The sequence below is a fragment of the Actinomyces sp. oral taxon 180 str. F0310 genome (assembly GCF_000185285.1).
GTDB lineage: Bacteria > Actinomycetota > Actinomycetes > Actinomycetales > Actinomycetaceae > Pauljensenia.
The window spans coordinates 2,190,241-2,215,751 of sequence record NZ_GL622194.1 but is presented as its reverse complement, the minus strand read 5'-3'; the positions used below and the strand labels follow the sequence as shown (position 1 = coordinate 2,215,751).

At 66.5% G+C, this 25,511-nt stretch carries 20 protein-coding genes and 1 pseudogene; 11 read left to right on the top strand and 10 right to left on the bottom strand.

Annotated elements, in window-relative coordinates; translation table 11 throughout:
- The first annotated feature begins 1 nt into the window (after position 1).
- Positions 2-958, top strand: a complete 957-nt coding sequence (gene dapD, locus HMPREF9006_RS09465) for a 2,3,4,5-tetrahydropyridine-2,6-dicarboxylate N-succinyltransferase (protein WP_009213378.1) — start codon at positions 2-4, stop codon at positions 956-958.
- 67 nt (positions 959-1,025) lie between these two features.
- Here dapD and dapC read toward each other — a convergent pair whose 3' ends face one another.
- Entirely contained in the window at positions 1,026-2,171 is a 1,146-nt protein-coding gene (dapC, locus tag HMPREF9006_RS09460; RefSeq protein WP_009213377.1) for a succinyldiaminopimelate transaminase, read from the bottom strand.
- A gap of 20 nt (positions 2,172-2,191) precedes the next feature.
- Complete coding sequence (gene fdxA, locus HMPREF9006_RS09455) at positions 2,192-2,533, bottom strand: ferredoxin (protein WP_009213376.1); 342 nt, start codon at positions 2,531-2,533, stop codon at positions 2,192-2,194.
- A gap of 52 nt (positions 2,534-2,585) precedes the next feature.
- Here fdxA and HMPREF9006_RS09450 point away from each other — a divergent pair, with 52 nt between their 5' ends.
- Positions 2,586-2,918: a putative acetyltransferase gene (locus HMPREF9006_RS09450; RefSeq protein ID WP_034231702.1), complete on the top strand. Its 333-nt coding sequence runs from the start codon at positions 2,586-2,588 to the stop codon at positions 2,916-2,918.
- Positions 2,919-2,928: 10 nt separating this feature from the next.
- Here HMPREF9006_RS09450 and typA read toward each other — a convergent pair whose 3' ends face one another.
- The gene (gene typA, locus HMPREF9006_RS09445; protein ID WP_009213374.1) at positions 2,929-4,848 is read right to left on the bottom strand and encodes a translational GTPase TypA; all 1,920 of its coding nucleotides are present in this window, start codon (positions 4,846-4,848) and stop codon (positions 2,929-2,931) included.
- 227 nt (positions 4,849-5,075) lie between these two features.
- Here typA and HMPREF9006_RS09440 point away from each other — a divergent pair, with 227 nt between their 5' ends.
- The 3 genes from HMPREF9006_RS09440 to HMPREF9006_RS09430 are packed head-to-tail and all read left to right on the top strand — an operon-like array spanning position 5,076 to position 7,443.
- On the top strand, positions 5,076-5,930 hold the full coding sequence (locus HMPREF9006_RS09440) for a D-hexose-6-phosphate mutarotase (protein ID WP_034231699.1): 855 nt from the start codon (positions 5,076-5,078) through the stop codon (positions 5,928-5,930).
- 47 nt (positions 5,931-5,977) lie between these two features.
- A complete protein-coding gene (locus tag HMPREF9006_RS09435) occupies positions 5,978-6,556 on the top strand; it encodes a 1-acyl-sn-glycerol-3-phosphate acyltransferase (protein WP_009213372.1) in 579 nt (192 codons plus the stop codon).
- Entirely contained in the window at positions 6,553-7,443 is an 891-nt protein-coding gene (locus tag HMPREF9006_RS09430) for a hypothetical protein (protein WP_009213371.1), read from the top strand. The genes HMPREF9006_RS09435 and HMPREF9006_RS09430 overlap by 4 nt, the downstream gene beginning before the upstream one ends.
- Before the next feature lie 109 nt (positions 7,444-7,552).
- Here HMPREF9006_RS09430 and HMPREF9006_RS09425 read toward each other — a convergent pair whose 3' ends face one another.
- A complete protein-coding gene (locus tag HMPREF9006_RS09425; RefSeq protein WP_009213370.1) occupies positions 7,553-9,046 on the bottom strand; it encodes a glutamine synthetase family protein in 1,494 nt (497 codons plus the stop codon).
- Positions 9,047-9,227: 181 nt separating this feature from the next.
- Between HMPREF9006_RS09425 and HMPREF9006_RS11050 the strand changes: the two are divergent.
- Together HMPREF9006_RS11050 and HMPREF9006_RS09420 are read left to right on the top strand one after the other, a co-directional pair.
- Positions 9,228-9,416 (top strand): annotated as a pseudogene (locus HMPREF9006_RS11050) (family 20 glycosylhydrolase); the annotation flags it as partial.
- Complete coding sequence (locus HMPREF9006_RS09420) at positions 9,410-10,396, top strand: family 20 glycosylhydrolase (RefSeq protein ID WP_009213369.1); 987 nt, start codon at positions 9,410-9,412, stop codon at positions 10,394-10,396. The pseudogene HMPREF9006_RS11050 and the gene HMPREF9006_RS09420, both read left to right, overlap by 7 nt.
- A gap of 129 nt (positions 10,397-10,525) precedes the next feature.
- Here HMPREF9006_RS09420 and HMPREF9006_RS09415 read toward each other — a convergent pair whose 3' ends face one another.
- Positions 10,526-11,152 carry a GNAT family N-acetyltransferase gene (locus tag HMPREF9006_RS09415; RefSeq protein WP_009213368.1) on the bottom strand — a complete coding sequence of 209 codons (627 nt, stop codon included), beginning with the start codon at positions 11,150-11,152 and terminating at the stop codon, positions 10,526-10,528.
- A gap of 242 nt (positions 11,153-11,394) precedes the next feature.
- Here HMPREF9006_RS09415 and HMPREF9006_RS10175 point away from each other — a divergent pair, with 242 nt between their 5' ends.
- Both HMPREF9006_RS10175 and HMPREF9006_RS09400 read left to right on the top strand, forming a co-directional pair.
- Positions 11,395-14,976, top strand: a complete 3,582-nt coding sequence (locus HMPREF9006_RS10175; RefSeq protein WP_009213367.1) for a hypothetical protein — start codon at positions 11,395-11,397, stop codon at positions 14,974-14,976.
- 174 nt (positions 14,977-15,150) lie between these two features.
- Positions 15,151-15,969: a YbjN domain-containing protein gene (locus HMPREF9006_RS09400; RefSeq protein ID WP_009213366.1), complete on the top strand. Its 819-nt coding sequence runs from the start codon at positions 15,151-15,153 to the stop codon at positions 15,967-15,969.
- Positions 15,970-16,022: 53 nt separating this feature from the next.
- Here the strand turns inward: HMPREF9006_RS09400 and HMPREF9006_RS09395 are convergent, their stop codons facing one another.
- Positions 16,023-17,474: an alpha-amylase gene (locus HMPREF9006_RS09395; RefSeq protein WP_050786708.1), complete on the bottom strand. Its 1,452-nt coding sequence runs from the start codon at positions 17,472-17,474 to the stop codon at positions 16,023-16,025.
- 180 nt (positions 17,475-17,654) lie between these two features.
- Here HMPREF9006_RS09395 and HMPREF9006_RS09390 point away from each other — a divergent pair, with 180 nt between their 5' ends.
- Positions 17,655-18,527 (top strand): EamA family transporter, encoded by an 873-nt coding sequence (locus HMPREF9006_RS09390; protein WP_009213364.1) that lies wholly within the window; start codon positions 17,655-17,657, stop codon positions 18,525-18,527.
- A gap of 71 nt (positions 18,528-18,598) precedes the next feature.
- On the opposite strand, the gene HMPREF9006_RS09385 is transcribed toward HMPREF9006_RS09390, so the two are convergent.
- Positions 18,599-21,523, bottom strand: coding sequence for an AAA domain-containing protein (locus HMPREF9006_RS09385; protein ID WP_009213363.1), 2,925 nt, complete (start codon positions 21,521-21,523; stop codon positions 18,599-18,601).
- A gap of 121 nt (positions 21,524-21,644) precedes the next feature.
- On the opposite strand from HMPREF9006_RS09385, the gene HMPREF9006_RS09380 reads away from it, so the two are divergent.
- Positions 21,645-22,847, top strand: coding sequence for a DNA recombination protein RmuC (locus HMPREF9006_RS09380; RefSeq protein WP_034231696.1), 1,203 nt, complete (start codon positions 21,645-21,647; stop codon positions 22,845-22,847).
- A gap of 468 nt (positions 22,848-23,315) precedes the next feature.
- Here the strand turns inward: HMPREF9006_RS09380 and HMPREF9006_RS09375 are convergent, their stop codons facing one another.
- From HMPREF9006_RS09375 to HMPREF9006_RS09365, 3 genes are all read right to left on the bottom strand, one after another.
- A complete protein-coding gene (locus tag HMPREF9006_RS09375) occupies positions 23,316-23,687 on the bottom strand; it encodes a type II toxin-antitoxin system VapC family toxin (RefSeq protein ID WP_009213361.1) in 372 nt (123 codons plus the stop codon).
- Positions 23,684-23,878 carry a type II toxin-antitoxin system VapB family antitoxin gene (locus HMPREF9006_RS09370; protein WP_009213360.1) on the bottom strand — a complete coding sequence of 65 codons (195 nt, stop codon included), beginning with the start codon at positions 23,876-23,878 and terminating at the stop codon, positions 23,684-23,686. The genes HMPREF9006_RS09375 and HMPREF9006_RS09370 overlap by 4 nt, the downstream gene beginning before the upstream one ends.
- 141 nt (positions 23,879-24,019) lie before the next feature.
- Positions 24,020-25,504, bottom strand: a complete 1,485-nt coding sequence (locus tag HMPREF9006_RS09365) for a HEPN domain-containing protein (RefSeq protein WP_009213359.1) — start codon at positions 25,502-25,504, stop codon at positions 24,020-24,022.
- Positions 25,505-25,511: the final 7 nt, after the last annotated feature.

Below are 25,511 nucleotides of genomic sequence, written 5' to 3'. Positions count from 1 at the left end.
CATGGACACGAGCACGGCATGGGGCGTCGGCCTCGCAACGATCACCCTGGACGGCACGACACTGGACACCTGGTATCCCGCCCCGCAGCTGGGCGAACCCGGATCCGACGAGGGGGCGGCCGCCTCCCTGTCCGCACTGGAGCGCGTCGACGAGGCCCGCCGCGTGCGCACCGTCGTGCGCACGACGACCATCAGGCTGGACGAGGTCCCCGCCACCACCGAGGACGCCTACCTGCGGCTTCACCTGCTGTCACACCGCCTGGTGCGGCCCAACTCGATCAACCTCGACGGGATCTTCGCGGTGCTCCCCAACGTGGTGTGGACGGACGCCGGCCCCTGCGCCGTGGCGGACTTCGAGGCCACGCGCATGCGACTGCGCGCCCGCGACGGGCGCCCCGTGACGGTCCTCGGGATCGACAAGTTTCCCCCGATGGTCAACTACGTCCTCCCCTCCGGTGTGCGCATCGCCGACGCAACCCGCGTGCGCCTGGGCGCCTACCTGTCCGAGGGCACGACCGTCATGCACGCCGGGTTCGTCAACTTCAACGCCGGGACGCTTGGCCGTTCCATGGTCGAGGGCCGCGTCTCGCAGGGCGTCGTCATCGGCGATGGCTCGGACGTGGGCGGCGGCGCCTCCACGATGGGCACGCTCTCCGGCGGCGGCAAGCAGCGGGTCCGCCTGGGCGAGCGTTGCCTGCTGGGCGCGAACTCGGGCCTGGGAATCGCCCTGGGCGACGACTGCGTCGTCGAAGCTGGCTTGTACGTGACCGCCGGCGCCAAGGTCACCCTCATCGATTCCTCGGGGGCCTCGCAGCCGCGCACCGTGGCCGCGCGTGAGCTGTCGGGCGCGTCCAACATCCTCTTCCGGCGCAACTCCCAGACCGGGCGGATCGAGGCGATCGCCCGCGCGGGCGTCGTGGGCATCGAACTCAACGACGCGCTGCACGCATCCAACTAAGCTCCTTCGCCGCGAGGAAAGGCCGGGACACGGGCGCTGCCCGTGTCCCGGAGTGCCGTCAAGGCGGCTAGCGCCCCTGCCACTCGCTGGCGATGCGCTTCGCTGCGGCGGCTATCCGCTCGTCCGTGGCCGTGAGCGCCACGCGCACGCGGCCGCGGGCGGCCGCGCCGTAGAAGTCTCCGGGCGCAACCAGGATTCCGAGCCGCGCGAATCGGTCGACGAGCGCCCAGGAGTCTTGCGGCGCGCCCGGATCGGCGACCCACAGGTACAGTCCAGCGGCGCTAGCGGGGTCAACGTCTAGCCCCGCGCGGGTCAGCGCCTCCAGGAGGAGGCGGCGTCGGGCCTCGTACACGCTCCTTTGGGCGCTCACGTGCTCGGTGTCGCCCAGGGCGAGGGCCATGGCGTGCTGGACGGGGGTGGGGACCATCAGTCCCGAGTGCTTGCGCGCCGTGACGATGGGGGCAACCAGCGCGGGGTCGCCGTAGATGAGCGCGGCGCGGTAGCCCGCGAGATTCGACTGCTTGGACAGGGAGTAGAGGACCAGGAGGCCACGGGGGTCGCAGTCGCACACGTTCGCGTCGAGCAGCGAAGGCACTCCCTCGCTCACGTAGGGTTCGCTCCACGGCAGCGCCGCATAGCATTCGTCCGAGACGATGACTGCTCCCCTGCCGCGCGCCCACGCGATGGCGTCGCGCAGCTGATCCTTGCTCATGACGTGCCCGTCGGGGTTGCCCGGGGAGTTGAGGTACACGAGGGTGGCGTCGGGCCAGGTGCCCGGGCGAGTGGGGTCCACGGGCACGGGCGTTGCCCCCGCCAGGCGCGCGCCGATGTCGTAGGTGGGGTATGCGACCTCGGGAACCAGGACCGTGTCCCCGGCGCGCACGCCGAGCAGGGTGGGGATCCACGCGACCGCTTCCTTGGAACCGATCGTCGGAATCACTCCGGCTGGGCCGACGTCGACCATCCCGCGCCGAGCTGCCCACGCGCCGATCGCCTCACGCACCTCGTCCGTGCCCACGACCGTCGGGTAGCCGTGCGCGTTCCCCGCGTCGGCGAGGGCCTCGCGGATGAAGTCGGGGGTGTCGTCAACGGGCGTGCCGACGCTCAGATCGCACAGCCCCCCGGGATGCTCGGCCGCGCGCGCTTTGGCGGGGGCCAGTTGATCCCAGGGGAACTCGGGTAGGTCCAGGGGGCGGGGTAGCAACAGGCTCATGCCCCCACCCTATCCGACCGTCACATGTTCTCGGCTTTCCATTCCTCATTCTGAGGAGGAAGCTCGGCGATCATGGGATCGTCGTAGTCCTGGACGCCGGTCTTCTGGGCGCCTCCCGGGCTGCCGAGCTGGTTGAAGAAGTCCGCGTTGGCGCGCAAGTAGTCGGACCACTCGTCGGGAAGGTCGTCCTCGTAGAAGATCGCCTCGGTCGGACACACGGGTTCGCAGGCGCCGCAGTCGACGCATTCCTCGGGGTGGATGTACAGCGTGCGCTCACCCTCGTAGATGCAGTCGACGGGGCATTCGTCCACGCATGCGCGATCCTTGACGTCGACGCACGGCTGCGCGATGACGTAGGTCATGTGACGTTCCTCCTGGTCAGTTCCAAAGACTCGTTGATCCTATTATTCACGTATGAGCACTCCCGAGTCACCCAGCGTCCGCGACCTGCCCGAAAGCGGCGCTATCGAGCCGAATCGCGCGAGTGGCGCGCCGCGGGTAGGCGCGCAATTTTCCGCACGCTCCCCTGGCGCAATTCCCGCGCTGCCGTGGATGCAATTCAGGGTGGGCGAGAGGGTCGTGATCCGATATCGCCTGGCCGACGGCTTGCACGACGCCCTGGGCGAGGCCACGGAGGTGGCGCCCACGCACGTGAGCGTCGCGACGAGGCGCGGAGTGGTGCGGGTGGACGCGCGCACGATGGTGACGGGCAAGCGCGTTCCGCCCCCGCCGACGCGGCAGCCCTAACGGCGACGCGTCAGCGGTTTGCTCGACGCTCCCGGGCGGCGATCTTGAAACGTTCCTGCGCGTCCAGGACGACCTTGCGCACGCGCACCGCCTCAGGCGTGACCTCGACGCACTCGTCGTTTGCGGCAAACTCCAGGGATTCCTCGAGGGTGAGCTTGCGGGAGGGCGTCAGGGATTCATACACGTCTGCGGTGGCGCTACGCGTGTTGGTCTGCTTCTTCTCGCGGCAGATGTTCACGTCCATGTCCTCACCGCGCGGGTTTTCTCCCACGACCTGTCCCTCGTAGACCTCCGAGGAGGGCTCGATGATGAAGGTTCCGCGTTCCTGCAGATTCGTCATCGCGTAGGGCGTGGCCTGTCCGGCACGGTCCGCGACGAGGGAGCCCGTGAGGCGCTGCTCGATGGTTCCCTGCCAGGGGGCGTAGCCCTCGGAGATGGACGAGGCGATGCCGGTGCCTCGCGTTTCCGTCAGGAAGCGCGTACGGAAGCCGATGAGGCCTCGGGCGGGGACCACGAACTCCAGTCGAATCCATCCGGATCCGTGGTTCGCCATGGTCTCCATGCGGCCCTTGCGGGCCGCCATCAGCTGGGTGACCGCTCCGAGGAACTCCTCGGGAATGTCGATGGTCATGCGCTCCATCGGTTCGCTGAGGGTACCGTCGATCTCCTTGGTGACGACCTGAGGCTTGCCGACCGTGAGTTCAAAGCCCTCGCGCCGCATCTGTTCGACGAGGATCGCCAGGGCGAGTTCGCCTCGTCCCTGGACCTCCCACGCGTCGGGGCGTTCGGTCGGCAGCACCTTGAGGGAGACGTTACCGATCAGTTCGCGGTCGAGGCGGTCCTTCACCTGGCGAGCGGTGACCTTGGCGCCCTTGACCCGGCCGGCCATGGGCGAGGTGTTGATACCGATGGTCATGGAGATCGCGGGATCATCGACGGTGATCAGGGGCAGCGGACGCGGGTCCTCGAGGTCGACCAACGACTCGCCGATCATGATGTCCTCGATACCGGCGACAGCCACGATATCGCCGGGGTCGGCGTGGTCCGTGGAGACGCGTTCGAGGCCCTCGGTGGCCAGGAGTTCCGAGATGTGGACGCGCTGGATGGAGCCGTCGTGACGCGCCAGGCCCACATCCGCCCCCTTCTTCAGGGTTCCGTTGTGCACTCGAAGCAGCGCGAGGCGTCCCAGGAAGGGGGAGGCATCCAGGTTCGTCACGTGCGCCTGCAGCGGCATGTCCGGATCGAAAGTGGGGCCGGGGATGCGGTTCAGGATGGTTTCGAACAGGGGCTCGAGATCCTCGGCGGGTACCTGTCCATCGCCGGGGTTGGTCAGGGAGGACTTGCCCGCCTTGGCGGAGGCGTAGACGACCGGCACGTCCATCAGCGAGTCCACGTCGATGTCAACGCCTTCGTTCATGAGGTCCTCACCCAGGGAGAGGAGGAGATCCGTCGTCTCCGAGACGACCTCATCAATGCGAGAGTCGGGCCGGTCGACCTTGTTGACGACCACGATGACGGGCAGATGCGCCTGGAGCGCCTTGCGCAGCACGAAGCGCGTCTGCGGGAGGGGCCCCTCGGATGCGTCGACCATGAGGACGACGCCGTCAACCATGGACAGGCCGCGCTCGACCTCGCCGCCGAAGTCGGCGTGGCCGGGCGTGTCGATGACGTTGACCGTCACGCCGTCCGCGAGGCCGAGGGCCTGAGCCGCGGGACCCCGGTAGTGCACGGCCGTGTTCTTGGCCAGGATGGTGATGCCCTTCTCCCGCTCAAGGTCTCCGGAATCCATGACGCGCTCACCCGTCTTTTCGACGGTGTCACGTTCGGAGAAGGCGCCGGACTGCCAGAGCATCGCGTCAACCAGCGTGGTCTTCCCATGATCGACGTGTGCGACGATGGCGACATTTCGCAGGTCAGGACGCGTGGACATATGTGGACTCCTCAAACATGGATACGTATTACTGCGTGTGATAGGGCACAGTAGCCGCGCCACCGTTCGATCGTCTGACCGATTCCACGCACATTCCCCCCAAGAATATCGGCTTACCCAGGGCCGATGCGGGCACCTTCCTGCGACTTCCACCACGCTGCGGAGAGGATGGAGCGAACCAAGCGGTCTACTTGCTGAACAACTACAGGTGTCGTTAACTGATGACCATGACAGACGTCGCCACGCTCAGCGTAGATATTCCCTCGTGTTCGGCCCTTGTCACCCCCTTCGGAGCCCACCTGCTGTCATGGCGTCCCGCCGGGCACTCCGACATTCTCTGGCTCTCCTCGCGCGCCGTGATGGACGGAACCCGCGCGATCCGCGGCGGCATCCCCCTGTGCCTGCCCTGGTTTGGCAGCCCCGCGGATTCACCGGCCGCACCGGGCGCCGGGGCCGGCGCCCACGGCTTCGCGCGGACCTCGCGGTGGTCGCTCCTGGCCCAGACGACGCCGGCGGACGCCTCCCCCGCCACCGTCTCGTTCGAGCGCCACCACACGGGGGAAACGTCCCTCCTCTACCCGCACTCCTTCTGCGCTCGCCTCGACGTGGTGGTCGGCGCGGAGCTGCACCTGAGCCTGACCCTGATCAACGAGGACGACCACCCCTTCACGATCGAGGCAGCCATGCACACCTACCTGCGCGTCGGCGACGTCAAAGACCTCTCGATCGAGGGGCTTGACGGGGCGCCCTACGACGACAAGGTCAAGGAGCGCCGCGGGACTCAATGCGGCGCCCTGGCCGCCGTCGGCCCCCTCGATCGCATCTACACGACCACGCAACCGGTCCACGTCGTGGACCCGAGGCTGGGTAGGCGCATCATCGTTGACAAGAGCGGATCGGGCTCGACCATCGTGTGGAACCCGTGGGCACAGGCGGCGGCGTCCATGGCGGACGTCGGCGAGGGCGAGTGGCAGCATTTCGTGTGCGTCGAAACCGCAGCCGTGCGCGAACGCGCCCTCACGCTGTGGCCTGGCCACCCGCACATCATGACGCAGACACTGGCGGTGGAGACGCTGGACTGATCGCGACGCGAGTAGGATTGGCTCCAGCTACGAACAGAAAGGCCGCCATGGCTCTCACCCGCGCACTTGCATCCGCCTACCTTGGGGTCTCACGCTGGAAGCTGTCGATTCAGCCGCTTCCCGACAAGGTCATCGTGATCGGCGCACCGCACACGTCGAACTGGGATGGCGTTTTCATGGCTGTGGCGATGTGGAAGGCGGGACGTAGCTTTTCGTTCCTCGTCAAGGACTCCATTGTGAAGGCCCCGGTGTTGGGCTGGTTCGTCAAGAAGATCGGAGCGGTCCCGGTGGAGCGCGGCGCGGCTCATGGCCTCGTGGAGCAGGTTGCGGCGCGTATCGCGCGTTCCGATAGCTTTACTCTGTGCATCACCCCGAAGGGAACGCGGTCGCCGCGTGAGTTCTGGAAGTCGGGTTTCTACCGCATAGCGATGGAGGCGGACGTCCCGATTCAGTTCGGTTTCGTCGATCGCGCCACCCGCACGTTCGGCTGGGGTCCCACCTATCGGCTCACGGGCGACGTTCGGGCGGACATGGACGTGATCCGCGCCTTCTACGCCGACAAGGTCGGCGCGCGCCCGGAGTTGACGTCGGTGCCCCGCCTGCGCAGCGAGGACGACAGCGAATGAGGGTGAAGCGCCCCCTCCTCGCCACGCTGGGAGCCTTCGCGCTGACCGCTGTCGGCGGAGCGGCGTTCGCACAGGAGCCGACGTCAATCCGACTCGTTGAGGAGTACGACATCACGCCGGGAGTGAGCGCGACGCACGAGGTCACCCTCTCCGCCGACGAGCCCCTCAGCGCGGACCAGTGCGAGGCGATGGGGAGCGCGGCGGGGGCTGTGTCCTCGCTGTCGGTCTCGGTCGACGGCATCTCAGGGTGCCGCTTCACGTGGCAGCTCGCCGATGTGGGCGCCGAGGTCATCTCTGTCGATACCGGCGGAATCTTCCACTTTGAGTCTGCCTCGTCCAGGCTCCTAGAGGGGTATTCCTCTCCCGAGGCCTCTGCGACGATTACTCGGGTGACCCTGATCGCTCACAGCTCACAGGTCGAAGAAGCGTCCGCGGGCGCGACGATCATCTCTTACGCCGGTTCGACGAAGAAGGACGCGACGACCGTGACCTGGGAGAACGTCTCCGGTACCGTGAGTGCGACGGGCACGGTGACTCCAAGCGTCGCGGCCGATGCCACCGCACGCTCGACGGGTTCATCGTCAGCGGCCAGCCCCTCGACACCCGAAGGCGACTCCACCTCATGGTGGACGCTGTGGCCGTTCTTTGCTCTCGCGGTGGTCGCGCTCGGCCTCGGCGTGACCGCGGCGGTGGCCCGCTCGATGGCCGGCGCACGCCGCGCGGCTGCCGACGCACGTTTCGACCGCGACCGGAGGCTGCGCGCCGCGCTGCGCGAGGCCGCCTTGCCCCCACCTCGCACACGGGAAACACGAGACGGCCCGGCGCAGGGAAGAAGCCTCGCGGGCTCGGCCCCGGCGACGCGATTTGCGCCGCCGGAGCGGGACTAGGTCGGCGGTCGGGTCTCGCGCCCGCCCGCGGACGGGGGTGGCCCGCGTCCCGATCGACGATGTGACACCGACTTACCGTCCCTACCCGCAGATGGGGACCGCCCACTGATCAGCCGATGTGGAAGTACCGTTCGACGAGTTCCTCGACGCTGAGGCGCGAGTCCGCCAGATCCTCGCGCAGATGCTCGTCGCCGAGAGCAATGAGACGCGACGCCCACGAATCGATGAGCCCTGCGGGGAACACGCCGCGCGCCTCGTAATCGCCGCGCTGGGCGAGGAGCCGACCCGCGGCCTCGAAGCAGGAGGCAGGCAGCTGATCGAGGCCGGGAGTCTGGGAGGCATCTCCGTCAACCTTGCGCACTCTCGCATAGTCTGCCATTCCAGGCACGGTAAGCCCCAGACGCGCGGCGACGGTGATGCCCGCGAGGAGGAGATGAACGGCGGCGGAGCCGTCGGGACTGCGCAACTCAACGGTCTGGGAGTCATTGGGCAGATCACCGAGCGGGCCTTCGCTCGGGTTGGCATCACGGAACATGGAGTCGTCAATGTTTTGCCACCCGAGCGGGACGCGCACGAGGACGGAGCGATTGCGGTCTCCCCAGCAGATCGCGGTCGGCGCCTCCTGGTGGGGGACCAAACGCAGGAAGGAGGTGGGGGCCGTGTTGCCGAAGGCGGTCAGCGACGCCGCGTGCGAGAGGTATCCGCCGATGACCTTGAGGGCTTCCTCCGTCAATCCCGATCCCGTCGAAAACTGGTTGACTCCGTCCCGAACGAGGCGGGTGTGGAAGTGCATGCCGGATCCCGCTTGTCCGACGGCGATCTTCGGGGAGAAGGAGACCTCGATGCCGTAGGAGTGGGCCACCTCGCGGAGCACCCACTTGGCGAGCACCATCTGATCTGCCGCGTCGCAGGCATCGACCGGGAGGAACTCAATCTCCTGCTGAATCATCTGACGCCCGTCCGCAACGAAGTTACCGACCTCCGAGTGCGCGTACTTGACCGAGCAGCCCATGCGAACGAGATGCAGGAGGGTTTCCGTTCGTACATCCTCCCACTTCGAGAAGGGACCCGATTCGTGATACCCCCTCTGGGGTTCCACGGGGAAAAGCTCCTCCTGGGCGGAAAAGAGGTAGTACTCGAGCTCCCCCAGGGCTTGCAGCTCGCAGCCGGTATCCTCCTTGAGCGCGCGTTGAGCCTTGCGCAGGATCTCCTGTGGAGCCGAGGCAAGGGGAGCCCCGTCGACATCGTAGAACCCGCACAGGATGTCGAGGGTGGGGATCGGCGCAAAGGGGTTCAGGAACGCGGTCGACAGGCGCGGCACGACGTACAGGTCTGAGGAGGTTGCGTCAACGAAGGTGAAGAGAGAAGACCCATCGACGCGCTCGCCGAGGGTGAGGAGGCGATCGAGGTGAGCCTTAGATTGGATCGCAAAGTTGAGGGTCTTGAGGCGTCCGTCTCCGCCGACGTACCTCAGGTTGAGCATCGGGATGTTGTTGTCCTCGATATAGCCGATGATGTCGGCTTTCGTGAACTCCTTGGCCTGTTTTCCGAGGGCTTGGACAAGGGGATTGGGGTTGAGGGAAAGGTTGTCATTCGACAGCATGGATCACTCCTCGTTGAGCATGATTGGCTTCACACGATTGTGACACACGCCGTGCGCGCGCGGCGGTCGCTAGCGGACGCAGATTCGAAATCTGCTGCCTGTGGGCAATTGACGACCGAAACACACCCCACTGATTAGTGACCCTTGTTACACTCTTGCCTGTTAGTCGTAAGGAGCCCCAATGACGGCGATCCCCCCTCCCCTCCCGCACGATCCCCGCGAACGACCCGCGTTCTCATGGCGTGGGCTTCTCGTCGACTCCGCCCACACCTTCTGGCCCGTGCCCGCAATGGAGCTCTTCCTCTCCCTCATGGCCCGATATCGCTTCAACGTGCTGCACTGGCGCCTCACGGATGACCGGGGGTGGCGCATGCCCGTCCCAGGTTTCCCTCGCCTCACGAGCGTCGGGGCTCAGCTGCCGCGCACCACGGCGCGGGCGACGCGGCCCCCAGCGCGGACGACGTCGCTCCTGCGCGTCGCGCGCAGGCCTTCGCGCGACACGGCTTCTACTCCGATTCGAACATCCGACACCTCGTCTCCTACGCCGCCGACCGAGGAATCCGCATCGTTCCCGAGGTCTGCATCCCTTCCGGGGCAGGGGCCGCTATCCGTTCGTATCCGCACCTGGGAAACCCCCACCTCGTTCGCTGCGGCGACACGCGCAACGCCACCTCCCTGTGGCCGAGCACGTCCTCCTTGAGCTTCGTCCAGGCAGCGTTGCATCGCGCGTGCGATCTCTTCCCCTCACCCTTCATACACATCGGCGCCGGGCCGTGCGACTGGGGAGAGTGGGAGGCCGACTCCGCCCTCATGCGTGCGGGGTTTCCTCTCGGCAGCGACATCGAGCGCGTCTTCGTGGAGCGAGCCCTGCGCACGCTTCGCTTCCACGGGAGGCGTGCCGCCGCGTGGGAGTCGCTCACTCGGTCCTTCCCAACTCCGCCCGACGGCACCGCGCTGCTGTCGCGGGGTGAATCGGCGGCGACCATCGACGCGGCCGCCGCCGCGGGCGGATGCTGGGTCCTCGCCGACGAGCGCCTCCTCGCTCCATCGATGTCCGCTGCTCCGGCTACTGCCGCTCGCGCGATTGGGGATGCTCGCCGTCTCTACGAGCGGCTTCCAGAAGCGATGCGGGCACGCGGCCTGGCAGGATGCGAGGTGGTGGCGCGCCCGGCAACAACGGCGAGCCCCGAAAAGCTCATGACGCAGCTGGTTCCTCAGCTTCTTGTCGCAGCGGAGATCGCCTGGCATGGGGATCAGGCGCTCACCTGGGAGCGATTGGCTCCCCTCATTGAGGCCAACGCCGCCTACCTTGAGCGAGCGATTCCCCGCTGGATCGCTCAGCGCACGTGAACGCGTCGGCGTACGAGCACCCCACTGAGGCTCGCGCCGCGGCCGCTTCACGCCGAGAAGCGGAGGACTCGACCACGCCTCCCACCCGGCCGGGCACGAGGACGGGATCCGCCGCGGGGACGGGATCCGTCAGAGCCTCTCGGCTTTCCGCTGAAACGCCCAGATCGGGCAGCTGCGCTCCCGCATCGTGACGTCCACGCGATCAAGAAGCTCACACCCACCGTTGAGGTAGAAGCGAGCATTCGACTCGGTCGAGGTCACGAAGCCGTAGGCGTGGCCCCCCTTCCTCGCAACAAAGTCGGGGAGAACCTTGGAGACAAGCCACCGTCCGACTCCACGCCCACGCATCGTCTTGTCCACCGAGAGAATCTCGAGGTACCAGTCGAAGTCCCCGTTGTCGATGGCAATCTGGTCGGCCCGGTTGGTCACGTTCGCGAAGTCGGCGATGAGTCGCGGGGTGGCGTAGCGAAAGAGCTCGTATCCCCCGCTTGTGATGTTGCTGGCAAATCCGACCTTGCGATCATGCATGAGCGCCGTCGCGACGATTCGCCCGCCCGTCTCAACGACGAAGGCGTTGCGCGAGCGTTGGTAGGCGCAGGCAAGCATGCGGTTGAGCGCGGTCAAGCACTGCGGGTATTGCTCCGGGTGGTAGAGGTAGGGTTTGAGCATGATGTGCAGCGGGTAGTCCAGAAATCCCTCTGTGACAATTCGTGTTATCTCGGGGATATCCTCGCGCGTGGCGGGGCGACACCTCATGGGGCACCTCCTGAGTAGGCGGCTGGCGACAACGTCAGTCGTCTTTCAATTCCTGACCGTGGGTAGACATCAGTCATACTACGCGACACAGTTGGATCTCACCTTGTCAGAAGAGCCTCTTTCTCTTTGCCAGCGGCTCACACCTTCCTTGACAGCCGGTCAGTGAATCTCGCGTTGAGATTCCTCGTTGCTTTGTATCCACGAACGGACGATAATCGAGTGACTCATATCAGGAGGACTGCATGCGATTCTCTCGCGCCCTGTGCGCCGTGCTCGGGGCATGGCTCATCGTGTTGGTGGCGCCGACAGCCACGCGCGCTGCCGACGTACCTACTCTCTCCGAAGCGTATGTCGTGACCAAGGATGGGCAGCTCGTCGATACGCTGACCGTGGTCGATCCTTCGCGCACGATGAGCGAGTCCATCTGTGAGCCTCGCGTCGGCAGCTCGGCGGCACACCACGTCGAGTTCGTGACCCGCGCTGACGCGTCAGTCTGTCACATGCAGTTGATGTACAGCCGCGCCCAGGACGAGTCGGAATTTACGGTCCAGGACTCGGGCGAGTTTGTGCTGACCGCCCGAACGGACCAGACCCTATCTGAGTACCGCAAGATCTTCGGTTCCTCTCTTGCCCTTGCTTCGGTCTCCCTGAGCATCGAGGGACAGGTGAAGTCGGCGACATCCGGGGCTGCAACCTCGGCAACGACCTACGAGAACAGGTCGTTGTCCGTCTCGACCTGGTCCGATCCGGTTCCTCAGGTGATCACCGTCAACGGGTCCTTGAGCGCCGGAGGCAATCCCGCCGCCGTCTCGGGTGCCAGCGGGTTGAAGGACCCGTGGGGTGCTACTCCCGTGCCCGGAGGGGCGGCTTCCGCTGATCCCGCGGCTTCCCCAGGTTCGACCGCGTCCGCCTCGTCGGAAGCTGGCGGCCCTTCTGTCGTTCTGCTGGTTGCTTTGATCGTCGGTTTGATCCTTGTTGTCCTCATCGGGGTCATCGCCTTCTACGCGGTGCGCGCACGCAGGTCGAAGGGCGGCTCCTCCGACGCGAAGGACTCGTTGCCTGCGTCGCATGTCCGCCGTCCGTCCTCGTCGAGTAGGAGCGAGGCGGAAGACTCCTCAGCTGCCGCTCCAGCCGCAGCCTTTGCTCCTCCGTCCCGTTCCTCCTCCGGGTCCGCGACACCGGCAGATTCACGTGCCGTGACATCGGTCGCTCCCGAGTATCCAGAGCGGAGCTACGCGCCCGCACCGGTTCCGTCGTCCTATCCGCAGCCGACCCCTCCCTCACGCCAGCCTGTCCGGGAACCCGCGCCCACGGCGCTCCCCGAGCCCGCGCATGAGCCTCCGGCCGCGTCCGCGGCGCTCCCCTGGCCCGCGCACGAGGATCCGGACGCGCCCACCGTCGTTCCCGAACCCGCACGCGAGACGACGCCCGTTCCGATCCCCAAGCCCCCGGCTCCGCCCGCGCCTAGCACCCCCAGCGATGTTCCCCCACCGGTGCCCGCGCCCCGGCGGGGCGTGACGCCCGTTCCGATCCCCGAGCCGCCGACCCCACCCGCGGCCACGGTAGTCCCCAGGCCCGCGCGCGACGCGATACCGGCTCCGGTGCCCGAGTCGGCGCCTGCCCTGCCTACAGATGTCCCCCCGCCGGTGCCCGCGCCTACGAGTGTGCCTGCTCCCTCGGACGAGCAGGCTCCCATTGCTGTGCCCGAGGCTCCGGCGGCGCCCGACGCCACGGCAGTCCCCGGGCCCGCCCGCGACGCGATGCCGGCTCCGACACCGGAACCCGCGCCGATCCCCGCTCCCGAGCCTGACCTTACGCTCATCGAGGATGCGGCTCCCCAGCCGAAGCCTGAGCCGACCCCCGCTGACGCGTCGTCTGAGGCAACGCCTGCCCCAATGCGGGTGCCCATGCCTCCCATGAGGATTCGTCCGCGCGGTGGGCACCGGCCCGCTGTCTTCCCGGAGCGTCCCACGCGTCCGGTCCCACAACCTCCGGCTTCCTCCTCTGCCCCCGACAGCGGGCAGGTTGACTCGGGCGCGGGAGAATCGACGCAAGCAGCCCTCCCTCCGGCTGTGCCGCTTCCACGCAGGTCGCGTTCGGCCCGCCCCGCCGTGGAGCCGGCCGTCCTTTCGCCGCATGACGGGGATCCGCAGATCAGGTCCGAGGGTGGCGCGCGCGCGGAGGCTGGCGGCTCTGCCTCGCGTCCGGAGTCTTCCGTGCCCCCACCGGCAATCCCGGATGCGGAGACGGAAACGACGCTGCTCCCCACGATCGGCAGGGACAACTTCGCTGAGGGTGGGCTCATTCCTCCGCCGGTTCCCACCCCCGCCCCGGCAGGAGCGCCCGAAGCGTTCGCCGAGCCCGAACCTGTGGTCGAGCCTGAGCCCGAACCGGCGGTCGAACCCGAACCTGTGGTCGAGCCTGAACCGGTGGTCGAGTCTGAGCCCGAACCGGTGATCGAACCCGACGCCGCGCCGGAACACGGCGACACCTTCGAACCCGAACCCACGCCCGCGGCCGAGGCTCCCCTGGCTCCTCCGCCTTCGCCCGCGCCGGTCTACGAGCCCGCGCCGGTCTACCGACCCGAGCCCTTCCTCGAAGCCGAATCGGTCGTCGCCCCCGAACCTGTGGTCGAGCCTGAACCCGAACCTGTGGTCGAGCCTGAACCCGAACCGGTGATCGAACCCGACGCCGCGCCGGAACACGGTGACACCTTCGAACCCGAACCCACGCCCGCGGCCGAGGCTCCCCTGGCTCCCCCGCCTTCGCCCGCGCCGGCCTACGAGCCCACTCCGGTCTACCGACCCGAGCCCCTCCTCGAAGCCGAACCGATCGTCGCCCCCGAACCTGTGGTCGAGCCTGAGCCCGAACCGGTGGTCGAACCCGAACCGGTGGTCGAACCCGAACCGGTGGTCGAACCCGACGCCGCGCCGGAACACGGTGACACCTTCGAACCCGAGCCCACGCCCGCGGCCGAGGCTCCCCTGGCTCCTCCGCCTTCGCCCGCGCCGGTCTACGAGCCCACTCCGGTCTACAGACCCGAGCCCCTCCTCGAAGCCGGATCGGTCGTCGCCCCCGAACCCGAACCTGTGATCGTGCCCGAACCTGTAATCGAGCCCGAACCGATCGCCGAACCCGAACCGGTGGTCGAACCCGAACCCACGCCCGCGGCCGAGGCTCCCCTGGCTCCTCCGCCTTCGCCCGCGCCGGAAGTGGAGCCGGAGCCAACCGTCGCCTCGTCGATGCCGTTTGACGATGCCGCGGAGATGCCGACGGCTCAGCTGCCTCGCGTCCGCCGAAACACGACGTTCGATTGGTCGTCCTCCGAGGCAGGCTCCCCCGCCCCGGAATCGCACGAGCAGACTCCGTCATTCGTGGAGGAGCCACCCGTGGCCCCTCGCGCGCACGAGGAGACGCCCACCTCCGGCGCTTCGTATGCTCCGATCCAGCCGGCTTCCGCTCCCGCCGCACCCCCCGCAGCCGAGCCGTTCGCTCCGGTCGTACCACAGACCCCGGTCGTACCACAGACCCCGGTCGCACCGCAGACTCCGCCGCCCGCTCAGGCCCCCGCGTCGCCCGCCCCCGTTCAGGAGGACTGGAACGCAGAGTTCTCGTGGAACGAGGAAGCCAAGCGCGAGCAGGAAGGCGAATCCAAGCGCCGTCGGCGTTGGGGTTGGGGCAGGCGCAAGAAGAAGCAGGCCGCACCCGAGCCAACCACGCCCGAGGTCAACGAGCAGACGCCCTCCGATCGCGTTCCGATCATCGCCATCGACGCCCAGGATGACGACTGGAACGACTGGCAGAACTGGAACTCGAGAAGCTAGCTCAAAGCGCCGAGGGGCCACCGAGGACACCGTCCGGGTCACTGCGTCGCCTCCGGGGATCTCGCGCGCGGCGGACACGGTCTTGCCGAGGGGAACGAGCGCGGCGTGCCGCGCGCACCCTGTTATGCTTGTGACCAGATACTCAGATTCTCGCCTCGATATGAAGGAGCTGCCGTGGATTCGCGTTCGTCGCTTATCGCCCAGATCAACGCCCTGCACGATGAGAAGGAACATCAGAAGATCATCGCCCTCATCGAAGGCCAGCCCCCCTCGTCCTTGGACTACGAGCTCACGAGCCTCTTGGCCCGCGCGTACATCAACTACGCGCAGCCCTACATGGATTCCTTCCGCGAGCACATCAAGCACGCGATCGAGCTGCTGCGCAGCGTCGAGGCGGAAGGCATGGCGGACCCCCAGTGGTACTACAGGATCGGGACTGCCCTGTACTGGCAGGACGAAGAGGAGAACGCCCTGACCTACCTGGAACAGTGCGTCGCCATGGATCCGACCAACGAGGAGGCCCCCCAGATCATCGCCGAATGCAAGCGCGCCCTCGAGCGCCGCACGGTCGTCCGTCCCCTCACTATCAAGGCGATCTCGGATTTCTTTGATCGCAACGACTACAAGTACGAGGTGGAGGACAATCGCCTGCGGACGGGTTTCTCGCAGGGATACTACGTGTTCGCCGTCATTGACGATGCGAGCGACCTGAGTCTGTGGGGCGCGATTCGCGAGGATGTGTCGATGGAGCTGCGGCCTCGTCTCATCCAGGCATGCAACGACTGGAACGCTGCGGCCAAGTGGCCCAAGGTCTACGTTGCCTCCCTTGATGACGGAACGCAGCGGGTGTGCGCCGAGCAGTTCATCTCGGCGCGCTACGGCCTCACCGACGCACAGGTCTCGATGAACGTGGACCGATTCATTGCCGCGGCCGAGGCGTTCTTCAAGGAGCAGATCGAGCGGATTCCCGCCCTCGGCGGCACGCAGGAGTAGGGCCGCAGCAGTGGGCGGTTCCCCGGCCTCGTGAGGGACGAGGCCGGGGATTCCTATTCGCGCACGCGCGGCACGTAGACGCTGAGTCCGCCGTCGCTGACGACGCCGGCAAGCGTTCCGTCCTCGCCGATGCGCACGGCGGGGTGGCCTCCGATGATGCACTTCCATTCTTGGCCGGCGTGGTGACGACCGACGTAGAGGGTCTTGTTGGCGCCGCGGCGGTCGGAGACGATGACGGCGCACCCGGAGCCGGGTGTTTCTTCCCTGCCCTCGCGGGTGAAGCCCACCACATCGGGGTCGTCGAAGGCATCGTGTTGGGGTCCCGTGGCGGCGCGGGAGCGGATCGCCATGAGGGTGGGCAGTTCTCGCACGGCGGGCAGGTCTCCGGTCTCGGGCGTTCCCAGGAGGTCGCCCCAGAACACGCAGGGGATTCCCGCCTCGGTCAGGAGGATGAGCGCGTAGGCCGCAGCCTTGAACCAGGGGGCGACAGTGGAGGCCAACGACTGGCCGGGCTGGGTGTCGTGGTTCTCCACAAAGGTCACCGAGCGAGACGGATAGGAGTGGGTGAGCGTGCCCTCCCACAGGCGCGACAGGTCGACGTTCCCGTCGCAGGTGGAGGCCTCGTGGAGCCGGTAGTGCAGGGGCACGTCGAAGAGCATGATGTCGGGGACCGCCGCAAGGTAGCGCTCCAGCTCCGTCACATCCCCGTTCCAGTACTCGCCGACGGCCGGGAGTGCGCGTCCGGTCGAGGTTCGAAGCTCGGCGAGCCAGCGGGCGTAGAAGTCGGATCCAACGTGCTTGACGGCGTCCAGGCGCAGGGCGTCCACTCCGGTGGTCTCCACGTACCAGCGTCCCCACCGGTCGAGCTCGGCGCTCACCGCGGGATCTGTGACGTGCACGTCGCAGCCCATCAGGTAGTCGTAGTTGCCCAGTTCGGCGGTGACGTTGTCGTTCCACTGCTTGCCGTCGAAGAGCCACAGCCCCTTGCGCCCCGTGGCCGCGTCCCAGTCGATCCCGTGGAAGCACGTCCAGTCCCAGGTGAAGTCCGAGTATGCGCCGGCGCGGCCCGGGAAAGTGAAGCGCGTCCATGCCTCGATGACTTCGGGAGGGCCGGTTTCCTTGCGCCGGTCCTCGGGATCGATCGGTGTGGCGAGCACCTTCTCCGACGCGTCCGCGCCCATGCGGTGATTGAGGACGATGTCGGCCGCGACGGCGACGCCCTCTGCGTGGAGGGCCTCGATCGCCGCCAGGTATTCGTCCTTGGTGCCATACTTGGTGGGCACGGTCCCTTTCTGGTCGAACTCGCCCAGGTCGTACAGGTCGTAGACGCCGTAGCCGACGTCGCGGATTCCTCCCTTCCCCTTGTAGGCGGGCGGGAGCCAGACGACGCTGACGCCGAGGTCGGCGATCGCCGAGGCGTGGTCGGCGAGGTAGCGCCAGTGGCTTGCGTCGGCTCGCATGTCCCAGGCGAAGGCCTGCAGGATCAGCGGGCCGGCCTCGTTCATTGACGAGGTCAGGGCCGGGTTCCTTGTCTCACTCACCCGAGTATGGTGGCAGGTTCGTGCCTGTCTCCGCGGGTGAGAACCGTAAACAGTGGCATGGTAGACACGAGGCCGGGGCGGGCTTGCGCGGACAGCTGTGCTCCCCGTATCACGTGTGGGGCCAGCGGATCTAGAGTTGATTCCATGTGGATCGTCTTCGCCTGCCTGTCTGCCCTCTTCGCGGGGTTGACGGCCGTCCTAGCCAAGGCGGGCGTCGCGTCCACGTCCTCGACGGTGGCGACGGCACTGCGCACGATCGTCGTGGCCGCTGGAGCGTGGGCGATGGCCGCACTCACCGGCGTCGTCTCCGGTGTTGCCTCCATTGACGGACGATCACTGCTCTTCCTCGTTCTCTCGGGGCTGGCGACGGGGGCGTCGTGGCTCTGCTACTTCGCGGCCCTGACACGGGGTGACGTGTCCCGGGTGGCCCCCATCGACAAGCTGTCAACGGTTGTGGCGATCCTCCTGGCCCTGATTTTCTTGGGTGAGCCAGTGAGTCCGTGGGGAGGCGCCGGGATCGTCGTCATCACGGTGGGGACGCTCCTCATGGTCGAGCCCGCTGACCTCGCGGCGCTGCCGGGAGCGCTGCGTCGGGGAGGCAGCTGGCTGGTCTACGCGCTCGCGTCGGCGTTCTTTGCGGCGCTGACCTCGATCCTTGGGAAGGTCGGTGTCAGCGGGGTTGACGCCACCCTGGGGACGGCGGTGCGCACGATTGTCGTGCTGGTGATGGCGTGGGGTATCGTCGTCCTCCGGGGACGCGCGGGCGAGGTTGTGGCAATCCCCTTACGGGAGCTCGCTTTCATCGTCGCGTCGGGAGCGGCAACCTGCGCGTCCTGGCTGGCGTACTACCATGCGCTTCGAGGTGGGCCCGCCTCGATCGTGGTTCCCATCGATAAGCTCTCGGTTCTGGTCACCGTCGGCGTGTCCGCGTTGGTGTTTCACGAGCGTTTCACGCGGCGCTACGTGCTTGGCCTGGGGCTCCTGTGTGCGGGGACGGCGGCCATGGTGATGCTGTAGGGGCGTGGCTCGGTTCTCCCCCGGCCGACTCGGTCCCCGGGCGGCCCTGTCACGCGGGGAACAGCCCGCTCCTACAGCACGCTATCGAGCGCCTCCCGAATCAGCTCGGGTTCGCCCGAACCGTTCGTTGGGAGGCGTAGCACGGGCACGCCGTACGCCGTCATGATCGAGTCTTTCAGCGCGTCGCGCCTGAGCTGTTCCTCGTTGTTTCCATGAAACTCCCACCCGTCAACCTCGATCGCGAGAATCAGCTTTCCCGTCACTCGCGAGTAGACGCCAAAATCCAGTGCGCTGGCACTGTAGACGAACGCACGCTGTACTTCGTTGAGGCGTCGCGTGTTGGGAAGCGCGTCCTTCAGGGGAACTTCCATCCGATAGCCACACCTCGAGTATCGCTGCTCCGCGAGCACCTCTTGGAGGCAGAGTTCCGCAGCATTCTCGGCTGGAGAGCGATTGCGGTTGGCCCACTTGACGCGCGCGTAGCGCTTAAGGGAATCACTGTACGCGTCGTAGAGGACGTCAAAGATCGACACGATATCCGAGTCGACGATGCTCGCCGGGTCGTACATCGTGATGTATTCGAGGAGGGACCTGATATTGCGGCTATGGCGAACACCCCCGTGAGCGGTCACCACTATGAGCCGGTTCTTCGCTCGTGAAACGATGACGTTTGCCATGGCATCGCAGTCGTAGAATTCGCGCGCTGCGCTCGAATCATCTGCGTTGAGGACAGTAGACAGGATGACGGTGTCCGCGCCCCTGCCCTGGAACTTGTGTGCAGTCTCCGCCAGCCAACGCGCATGTCCTCCGCCGTTAAGGTCGGCACGGACGCGCTCCCCGAGACTCTTCGCCTGCGCACGGAAGGGGGTCACCAATCCCACAACATAGTCTCCGGACGGGTCCTTCTCGTCGGCCCCGATCCCCTCGCGAATAACCTGCATCTCCTCAAGTTGAGCGATGATATCGATCTCTCGCTGGGAGAAGCGACTGCCACTTGTCGTGCAACGCGCGTGGTTTCCGGGTGCCGCGTAGACGATCGCGAGTGGGTTCGGGGCATCCGGCACCGGGACTCGCATCGGGATCAGCTCGCCGTCGTAGTACATGCGGTTGCAGAATTCGATGATCGCCGGGTGGCAGCGGTAGTGCTCTTTGAGCAGCGTGCTGGGCACCGGCGCGCTGGCGGCCAACATCTTGGCGGAATCCAGCAATGACACGGCGCGCACGTCGAATCGATTGTCGGGCGGTTGACGCGTGCTCTTATCCCACCCTTCGAAGATCGGGCCGATCTGCTTGTCGTCCCCAACGATGACGGCGTTACGCGCTTTGCTCAACGCGGCCAGTCCGGCTGGGAGCACGACCTGGGATGATTCGTCGATAATGATCCAGTCCAGCAGCGCGTGCGTGGCCAGGTTCGCGCGAATTGAGAAACAGGTGGAGGCCACAACCGGGTAGGTGCGTAGCAGGATGTCCGTCTGTTCACCGAGTCTTCGCTCGGGGCTCAGGCGGCTGGGGCGCTGGCGATCGAAACGGCTTAGGAGGGCCACGTCAAGCCGCTCCCGGGAGCGCCGACGATACGCGGCACTGACCGTCGCGAGGCCGTGGCGGTCGGCGCGCGCCTGCGCTTCCTCGATGCGGCGGGTGATTTCACGCTCTCGCGCCTGGTAGAAGGCCGCCTGGAGCGCCGACTGCACGTCCACGTCGACCAGGTCAAGCCCCTTGAGGGAACCGTATGCGAAGTAGCGGCGCACTCGCTCGACAATGCCTCGCAGGGTCCGAGGGGGTATCGGCGCGCAACGTGCCAGGGCGAGTAGATCGGCGATGGTGGCAGAGTTGCGCGTCGCGATTGGAAAGCGGGAGATGTCAGGGATCAAGCGGCGGCTCTCCTTGACCTTCTCCTCGAAGACAAGGCGCTCCCGTTGGGTCGCGGTCAGGAGCGCTCGCTGCGCCGGTATATCGCGCGCATCCTCCCATAGGGAAACGAGGTGTTCCTCGTCGGCCTTCAGCGCCGTGTCTTCGACGCGTGTGGGGGCACGAGACGCCCCAGGCCGCGCCTTCTGGATCCAGGTCTCGCGCCTCTGCTCGAGGATGCCCTCTCGCCGGTGGAATTCCTTGACGCGCTCCCTGTTGCCAATGTTGGCGATGAGGAAGCCGTAGCCCTCCTCCGTCAGCTTGTCGACCACGTTATCCACCGCGGAGTTGGCGCCCGCGACGACACCGACCGTCTTCCCCTGGGCGATGAGGGTTGCGATCAGGTTGAGGATAGTCTGCGTCTTTCCCGTTCCCGGGGGTCCATCAATGATCGAGATCTGGTGTGTGAGCGCTGCGCGTATACCATTGCGTTGATCGATGTTGGAGTGAAACGGCATGATGACCTGGTCTCTGGCGCCGGTCGCACGGTTGGAGGGGCCCGAGAGAAAGGCCTCCAGGGCGGAGCCACGGGGTACCGTGCGCATCCACTCCCACACATTTGCCAGGACCGCCGCCGGAGCCGCGTCTCCTTCACCAACCCACTTGTCGTAGCGTCCGCTCGTGTCCAGGCTCGCCCCCGCTCGCCTGGCTTGCGAGCGAACCTCCTCGCGCACGTAGTCGAGCGTGGCGGCGCGCTGACGATCCTGCGGGGTCGCGTACGCCGCACTGACCTCGCTGCTGCCGTATCTCCTGATCCCGAGCTTCCCATTAGCCTTCCGGTATGCGAGCGTGTAGCGCACGTCGCGAGGGTCGTGCCGGGGTCGGAGCGTCCAGATGATCTCGACATTCGTCCAACGCTTCCCGCACACGCGTACCTCATCAAGGGCGTCAATGGTGCGGCGCTCGACCTGGTCGTAGATGCGTACCCTGCCCTCGCCGTATGGAAACTCTTTGCCGTCGGTGTAGGTGATGACGATACGCTTCCCATCGCGGCGCGCCTTCGCGACTTTCCAGGTGCAGTCTTGCCAGTTCGGAGTTTCCTTGTCCCGAATCAGTACGTGCATTGTCCTTGAATCGACGGCTTCCATGCCCCTCCCCCATGAGTTGTACGTCCAGGATAGGTCAGTGGTGATGCCTGCGATAGGTTGCTGGACACCCACCGGCAGGCTGCGGGACACAGATGAGCACGGTGCCTCGTATGGTTCCGGCATGGGTACTTCTCTTGTGTTTTTGGTGATTGGTTTGGTCGTGGGAGCACTAGCCGGGTTCGCGGGCGCGGTGGCGCGTCGAGCATCACAACCGGGCGACGAGCTCGGTGCGCTTCGCGCGCAGGCCGCCGGATGGCAGGCGCGCGCGGAGGAACTGTCCCGCCGGGTCGAGCATGCCGAGGCGCGCGCGGCCGGGGATGACTCCGTCCTCAACGCGCTCGCGCCGGTTCGCTCGCAGCTGGAGCAGATGAGCCGGCGAGTCGATCGGATGGAGCAGGAGCGGGCGCGCCAGCACGGGGCCCTGACCGAGCAACTGCGCGAGGCCGCCCAGCGCGAAGCGGAGCTGGCGCGCACGACGGCGTCCCTGGAGGGTGCGCTGCGCTCGCGCAGCGCACGAGGCTCGTGGGGCGAGGTCGAGCTTGCCCGAATCCTGGAGGCATCAGGGATGATGCCGCACGTTGATTTCGCCCAGCAGCGCTCGATCGGCGCGCTCACTCAGGGACGAGGCCTCGGCGCAGAGGGTGCGCGAGGTGAGCGCGGGCGGCCCGACGTGACGATTCACCTGCCCGGGCAGGGTTTCCTCGCTCTCGACGCGAAGGCACCGATGGACGCCTACCTGCGGGCGTGCGGCGTTGAGGGCAGCGGCGAGCAAGCCGAGGAGCGGCGGCGCGGCGAACTGGCTGCACACGCGAAGGCACTCCGCGCTCACGTCGATGCCCTGGCCTCGCGCGACTACGCCCGGGCGCTGGGGTCCTCGCCGGAGCTGGTCATCCTGTTCGTCCCCTCCGAGGCGGCACTGTCGGCGGCGCTGCGCGCGGATGCGGCGCTGTTGGACGACGCGATGGCCCGCGGCGTGGCCCTGTGCTCTCCGGTGACCCTGCTGGCGGTGGCGCGCACATGCGCGAGTGCGTGGGCGCGCACCACCGTCAACGACCAGGCCGAGGACATCATCACGCTGGGGCGCGAGCTGTACGAGCGCCTCGGCGTCGTCGCTGGCCACATGGAGAACCTGGGCAAGGCCCTGGCCAGGAGCGTGGACTTCTACAACAAGGCCGTGTCTTCGATGGAGAATCGCCTGCTGTCCCGGGCACGTTCCGTAGGTGCTCTCGAATCGGCCTCGAAGAAGCCGATGACCGCCGCCGAAATCTCCCCGGACGCCGCACAGGTCCGCTCCTTCACGAAGCCGGAGTTGACGGGGCAGTAGGCTATTTCAAGACGACGCAGCTATTGCTTCCGCATCTCCCGATCCTCCTAACCGTGTGCGTGCTCTGCGATCTCCATCGCCTACGCGGATTCCCGTGGACCGGCGATCGCAATCCGTTGTTTCTCATCGCCGGATCCGGCGAGGCCTTTCGCCCACGCCTCAAGGTCACAGGAACATTCATGGGTACCAGGAGCGGCAGCAAGGCGAGGCGCCAGCAGCGCAGACCCATTCAAGACACAGATCACACTTGAATCATTCACGGTTTTACGCGATCATGAGGGTGGTCGCGTCGGGCTTGGACCGGCGCAGTCTACCACGGGGACCCTCGCCACTGCGGTGGGGGTCCCTTGGTATTCCAAGAGTATTCCGCGCTTCGACACACGGACGGGCCTCCTACTCTCACCAGAAGCACGTGGCCGGGCCACGCCCTCGCGCGCCCCGGCCATTGCCTCGTCGCATGTGCATGCCTCAGTCAAGGTCCGCTAACACGCCCACGTCACGCGCGGCCTGGCGCAGGCACTTATCGCGCGTCCACAGCGAGACGCCCGGGGTCACGACGACGCTCGCCAGCAGTGCCGCATTGACGGCGCTCAGCCCTCTCCCCCACAGCCGCCGTTCTTCAATGAAATGGCGCACCCCCTGATCGTCCACGTTGCGAACGATGAGCAAACGCTCGAGTGCGCCAAGGAAGATCGACCGGTCTTTCAGGTTGCCCAATGCCAGCTCGGTGATGACACTCTGGTGCACGCACACCTGATCGCGCTCAAGCAGATCGACCAGGACTGGATCGGTTGTGCGCAGGTGGTCGATCCACACGTTCGCGTCGACGAGGATCCTCATGCGCGCGCACGATTCCTCGGTGCTGCCTCCGCTCCCGGGTCGCTTCCACCGAGTGCGGCAAGTTGTCTCCCGGTCTCAATTCGAACGAGGAGCTCCACGGCGTCTCGGATCAAAGCCGAGCGCTCTGTGATCCCGGTGAGCTCCTCGGCGCGAGCGAGCAGGTCATCATCGAGTGTCACGGTCGTTCTCATGCCAGCCTCCTACTTCGGACAACATCAACACTAGCATCACTTGATTCACTCTGCGATGCGCATGTTCTGCGACCGAGACACCGCTCCTCTCCCCAGAGCCAAGCCGGGCTACACCCTCGCGCGACCCGGCCACTGCCTCTTTCAGGAGCTGGGTTCTGGTACCGCGAGCCACTCGCCCGCTTTCCGACTGGCCACCCGCAACTGCGGGTGCTCTCGCACGATCTGGCGCTGCCGCTCCGCTGACAGCCCAAGCTCGTGCAGGATGTTGAGGATCACGACCGCGGTCGTAGCCCCGACAATGGCGTCAAGTTCATCGATGGAATGGTCAGGTGTCCTACCCTCGTGTGCGAGGTCGTTGCGGGCACGCGCCGTCTGCTTCGCCCAATGATCGACGTCTGGCACGAGCTGCTTGATCGCACCTTGATCGGGCCGAGCGGCTAGGGCGAGAAGCCGGTCCCGAAGCGTCGGAGCGTTTCTGATCGCCGCCTTGAACCTGCCACGGTGCTCTTCGGGCACCTGGTCGAGCATGGCGTTACGGATCGCCTTGAACTCTGCCTCGGGGATTGGTTTCTCATCGATGTCGAGGCCTCGGTGCAGCGCTTCGGCAGCGCCCACTGCCGTCAGGAGGTTGTTCTCGATGAAGCGAGCCGGTGCGTAGCGCAGCCCCAGGATCATGTTGGTCGCTGCCTGCAATCGACCGTGCGCCTCGCACCAGCGCTGCATGACCTCCTCGAACGGGAGCTCCCTACAGGTGAAGAACACCCGATCAGGGTCAACCCCCTTCTCGTCGTGCTTGCCGGGTGCTACGGGAGAGTAGAGCACGTTGGCGCGCCGACGTGGCGAAGACAGGCCATTCGGCAGGACCGTCTCGGTTCCGGCGACCTCCAGCTGGAGCCAGATCACGCCAGCGGCACGGTGCGTTGCCAGCGCGATCAGATCCTGTATCAGGCTCGCCGCATCCAGCCCAGCTCTCAGGGTGAACGGCTCGGCCCGGCGGATGCGGATGGAGGCAGTGTCTCGCATACGTCCGACTGTTCTGCCCTTGCGTCGGTCGAAAAATGGCAGGGTGTGAGTGTGCACAAGGCTATACTCCGTGCCATCAACTGTTACTGTCTCCGCATTGACTGGTTTTACTGAGACCGTCCCGGTCCCATCGAGCTTGCCATCACGAGAGCCGAAGGAGCCCGAGAAGACAGACGATGCAGCCCAGAGCGCCAAGTCTTCGACTGAGACCTCAGCCGCCGCGAACGCCGCGTCTTCTTCTCCGCTGACGTGCGCGCCGACGATCACTATCGTCGCACTGATGGTCTGTATGTCGGGGCTCTTCACCCGCGAAAACATGGTCCGCGTCGATCTGGTGGGGACGCAGCCAAAGAGCGTGACCTCACGCTGCTCGGCCACCCCGTGAATTACGTCCCACGTCCTAGTGCCCTCGAGTTCATCCATAACTCCAGAGGCGACAGTCGAAAAGATGCGGTCCTCGAATGCACCGATCAATGAAAGCGAAGATCTCCCTTCGCCGTCATACCGCAAGATACCTGGGATCTGCTTGCCGGGGTCGTCCGGCAGCCACCACAGGCCAGCCCACTCAACGGCCTCATCGAGATTCAGCGGATCGTTGGTCATCGTTCTC

Excerpts from the sequence above, each read along its gene's own strand:
- fdxA (WP_009213376.1), bottom strand. The coding sequence starts at position 2,533 with ATGACCTACGTCATCGCGCAGCCGTGCGTCGACGTCAAGGATCGCGCA.
- HMPREF9006_RS09450 (WP_034231702.1), top strand. The coding sequence starts at position 2,586 with ATGAGCACTCCCGAGTCACCCAGCGTCCGCGACCTGCCCGAAAGCGGC.
- HMPREF9006_RS09370 (WP_009213360.1), bottom strand. The coding sequence starts at position 23,878 with ATGAGAACGACCGTGACACTCGATGATGACCTGCTCGCTCGCGCCGAG.
- HMPREF9006_RS09385 (WP_009213363.1), bottom strand. The coding sequence starts at position 21,523 with ATGGAAGCCGTCGATTCAAGGACAATGCACGTACTGATTCGGGACAAG.
- HMPREF9006_RS09415 (WP_009213368.1), bottom strand. The coding sequence starts at position 11,152 with ATGAGGTGTCGCCCCGCCACGCGCGAGGATATCCCCGAGATAACACGA.
- HMPREF9006_RS10175 (WP_009213367.1), top strand. The coding sequence starts at position 11,395 with ATGCGATTCTCTCGCGCCCTGTGCGCCGTGCTCGGGGCATGGCTCATC.
- dapD (WP_009213378.1), top strand. The coding sequence starts at position 2 with ATGGACACGAGCACGGCATGGGGCGTCGGCCTCGCAACGATCACCCTG.
- HMPREF9006_RS09395 (WP_050786708.1), bottom strand. The coding sequence starts at position 17,474 with ATGAACGAGGCCGGCCCGCTGATCCTGCAGGCCTTCGCCTGGGACATG.
- HMPREF9006_RS09430 (WP_009213371.1), top strand. The coding sequence starts at position 6,553 with ATGAGGGTGAAGCGCCCCCTCCTCGCCACGCTGGGAGCCTTCGCGCTG.
- HMPREF9006_RS09440 (WP_034231699.1), top strand. The coding sequence starts at position 5,076 with ATGACAGACGTCGCCACGCTCAGCGTAGATATTCCCTCGTGTTCGGCC.
- HMPREF9006_RS09380 (WP_034231696.1), top strand. The coding sequence starts at position 21,645 with ATGGGTACTTCTCTTGTGTTTTTGGTGATTGGTTTGGTCGTGGGAGCA.
- HMPREF9006_RS09390 (WP_009213364.1), top strand. The coding sequence starts at position 17,655 with ATGTGGATCGTCTTCGCCTGCCTGTCTGCCCTCTTCGCGGGGTTGACG.
- dapC (WP_009213377.1), bottom strand. The coding sequence starts at position 2,171 with ATGAGCCTGTTGCTACCCCGCCCCCTGGACCTACCCGAGTTCCCCTGG.
- HMPREF9006_RS09435 (WP_009213372.1), top strand. The coding sequence starts at position 5,978 with ATGGCTCTCACCCGCGCACTTGCATCCGCCTACCTTGGGGTCTCACGC.
- HMPREF9006_RS09375 (WP_009213361.1), bottom strand. The coding sequence starts at position 23,687 with ATGAGGATCCTCGTCGACGCGAACGTGTGGATCGACCACCTGCGCACA.
- HMPREF9006_RS09425 (WP_009213370.1), bottom strand. The coding sequence starts at position 9,046 with ATGCTGTCGAATGACAACCTTTCCCTCAACCCCAATCCCCTTGTCCAA.
- typA (WP_009213374.1), bottom strand. The coding sequence starts at position 4,848 with ATGTCCACGCGTCCTGACCTGCGAAATGTCGCCATCGTCGCACACGTC.
- HMPREF9006_RS09365 (WP_009213359.1), bottom strand. The coding sequence starts at position 25,504 with ATGACCAACGATCCGCTGAATCTCGATGAGGCCGTTGAGTGGGCTGGC.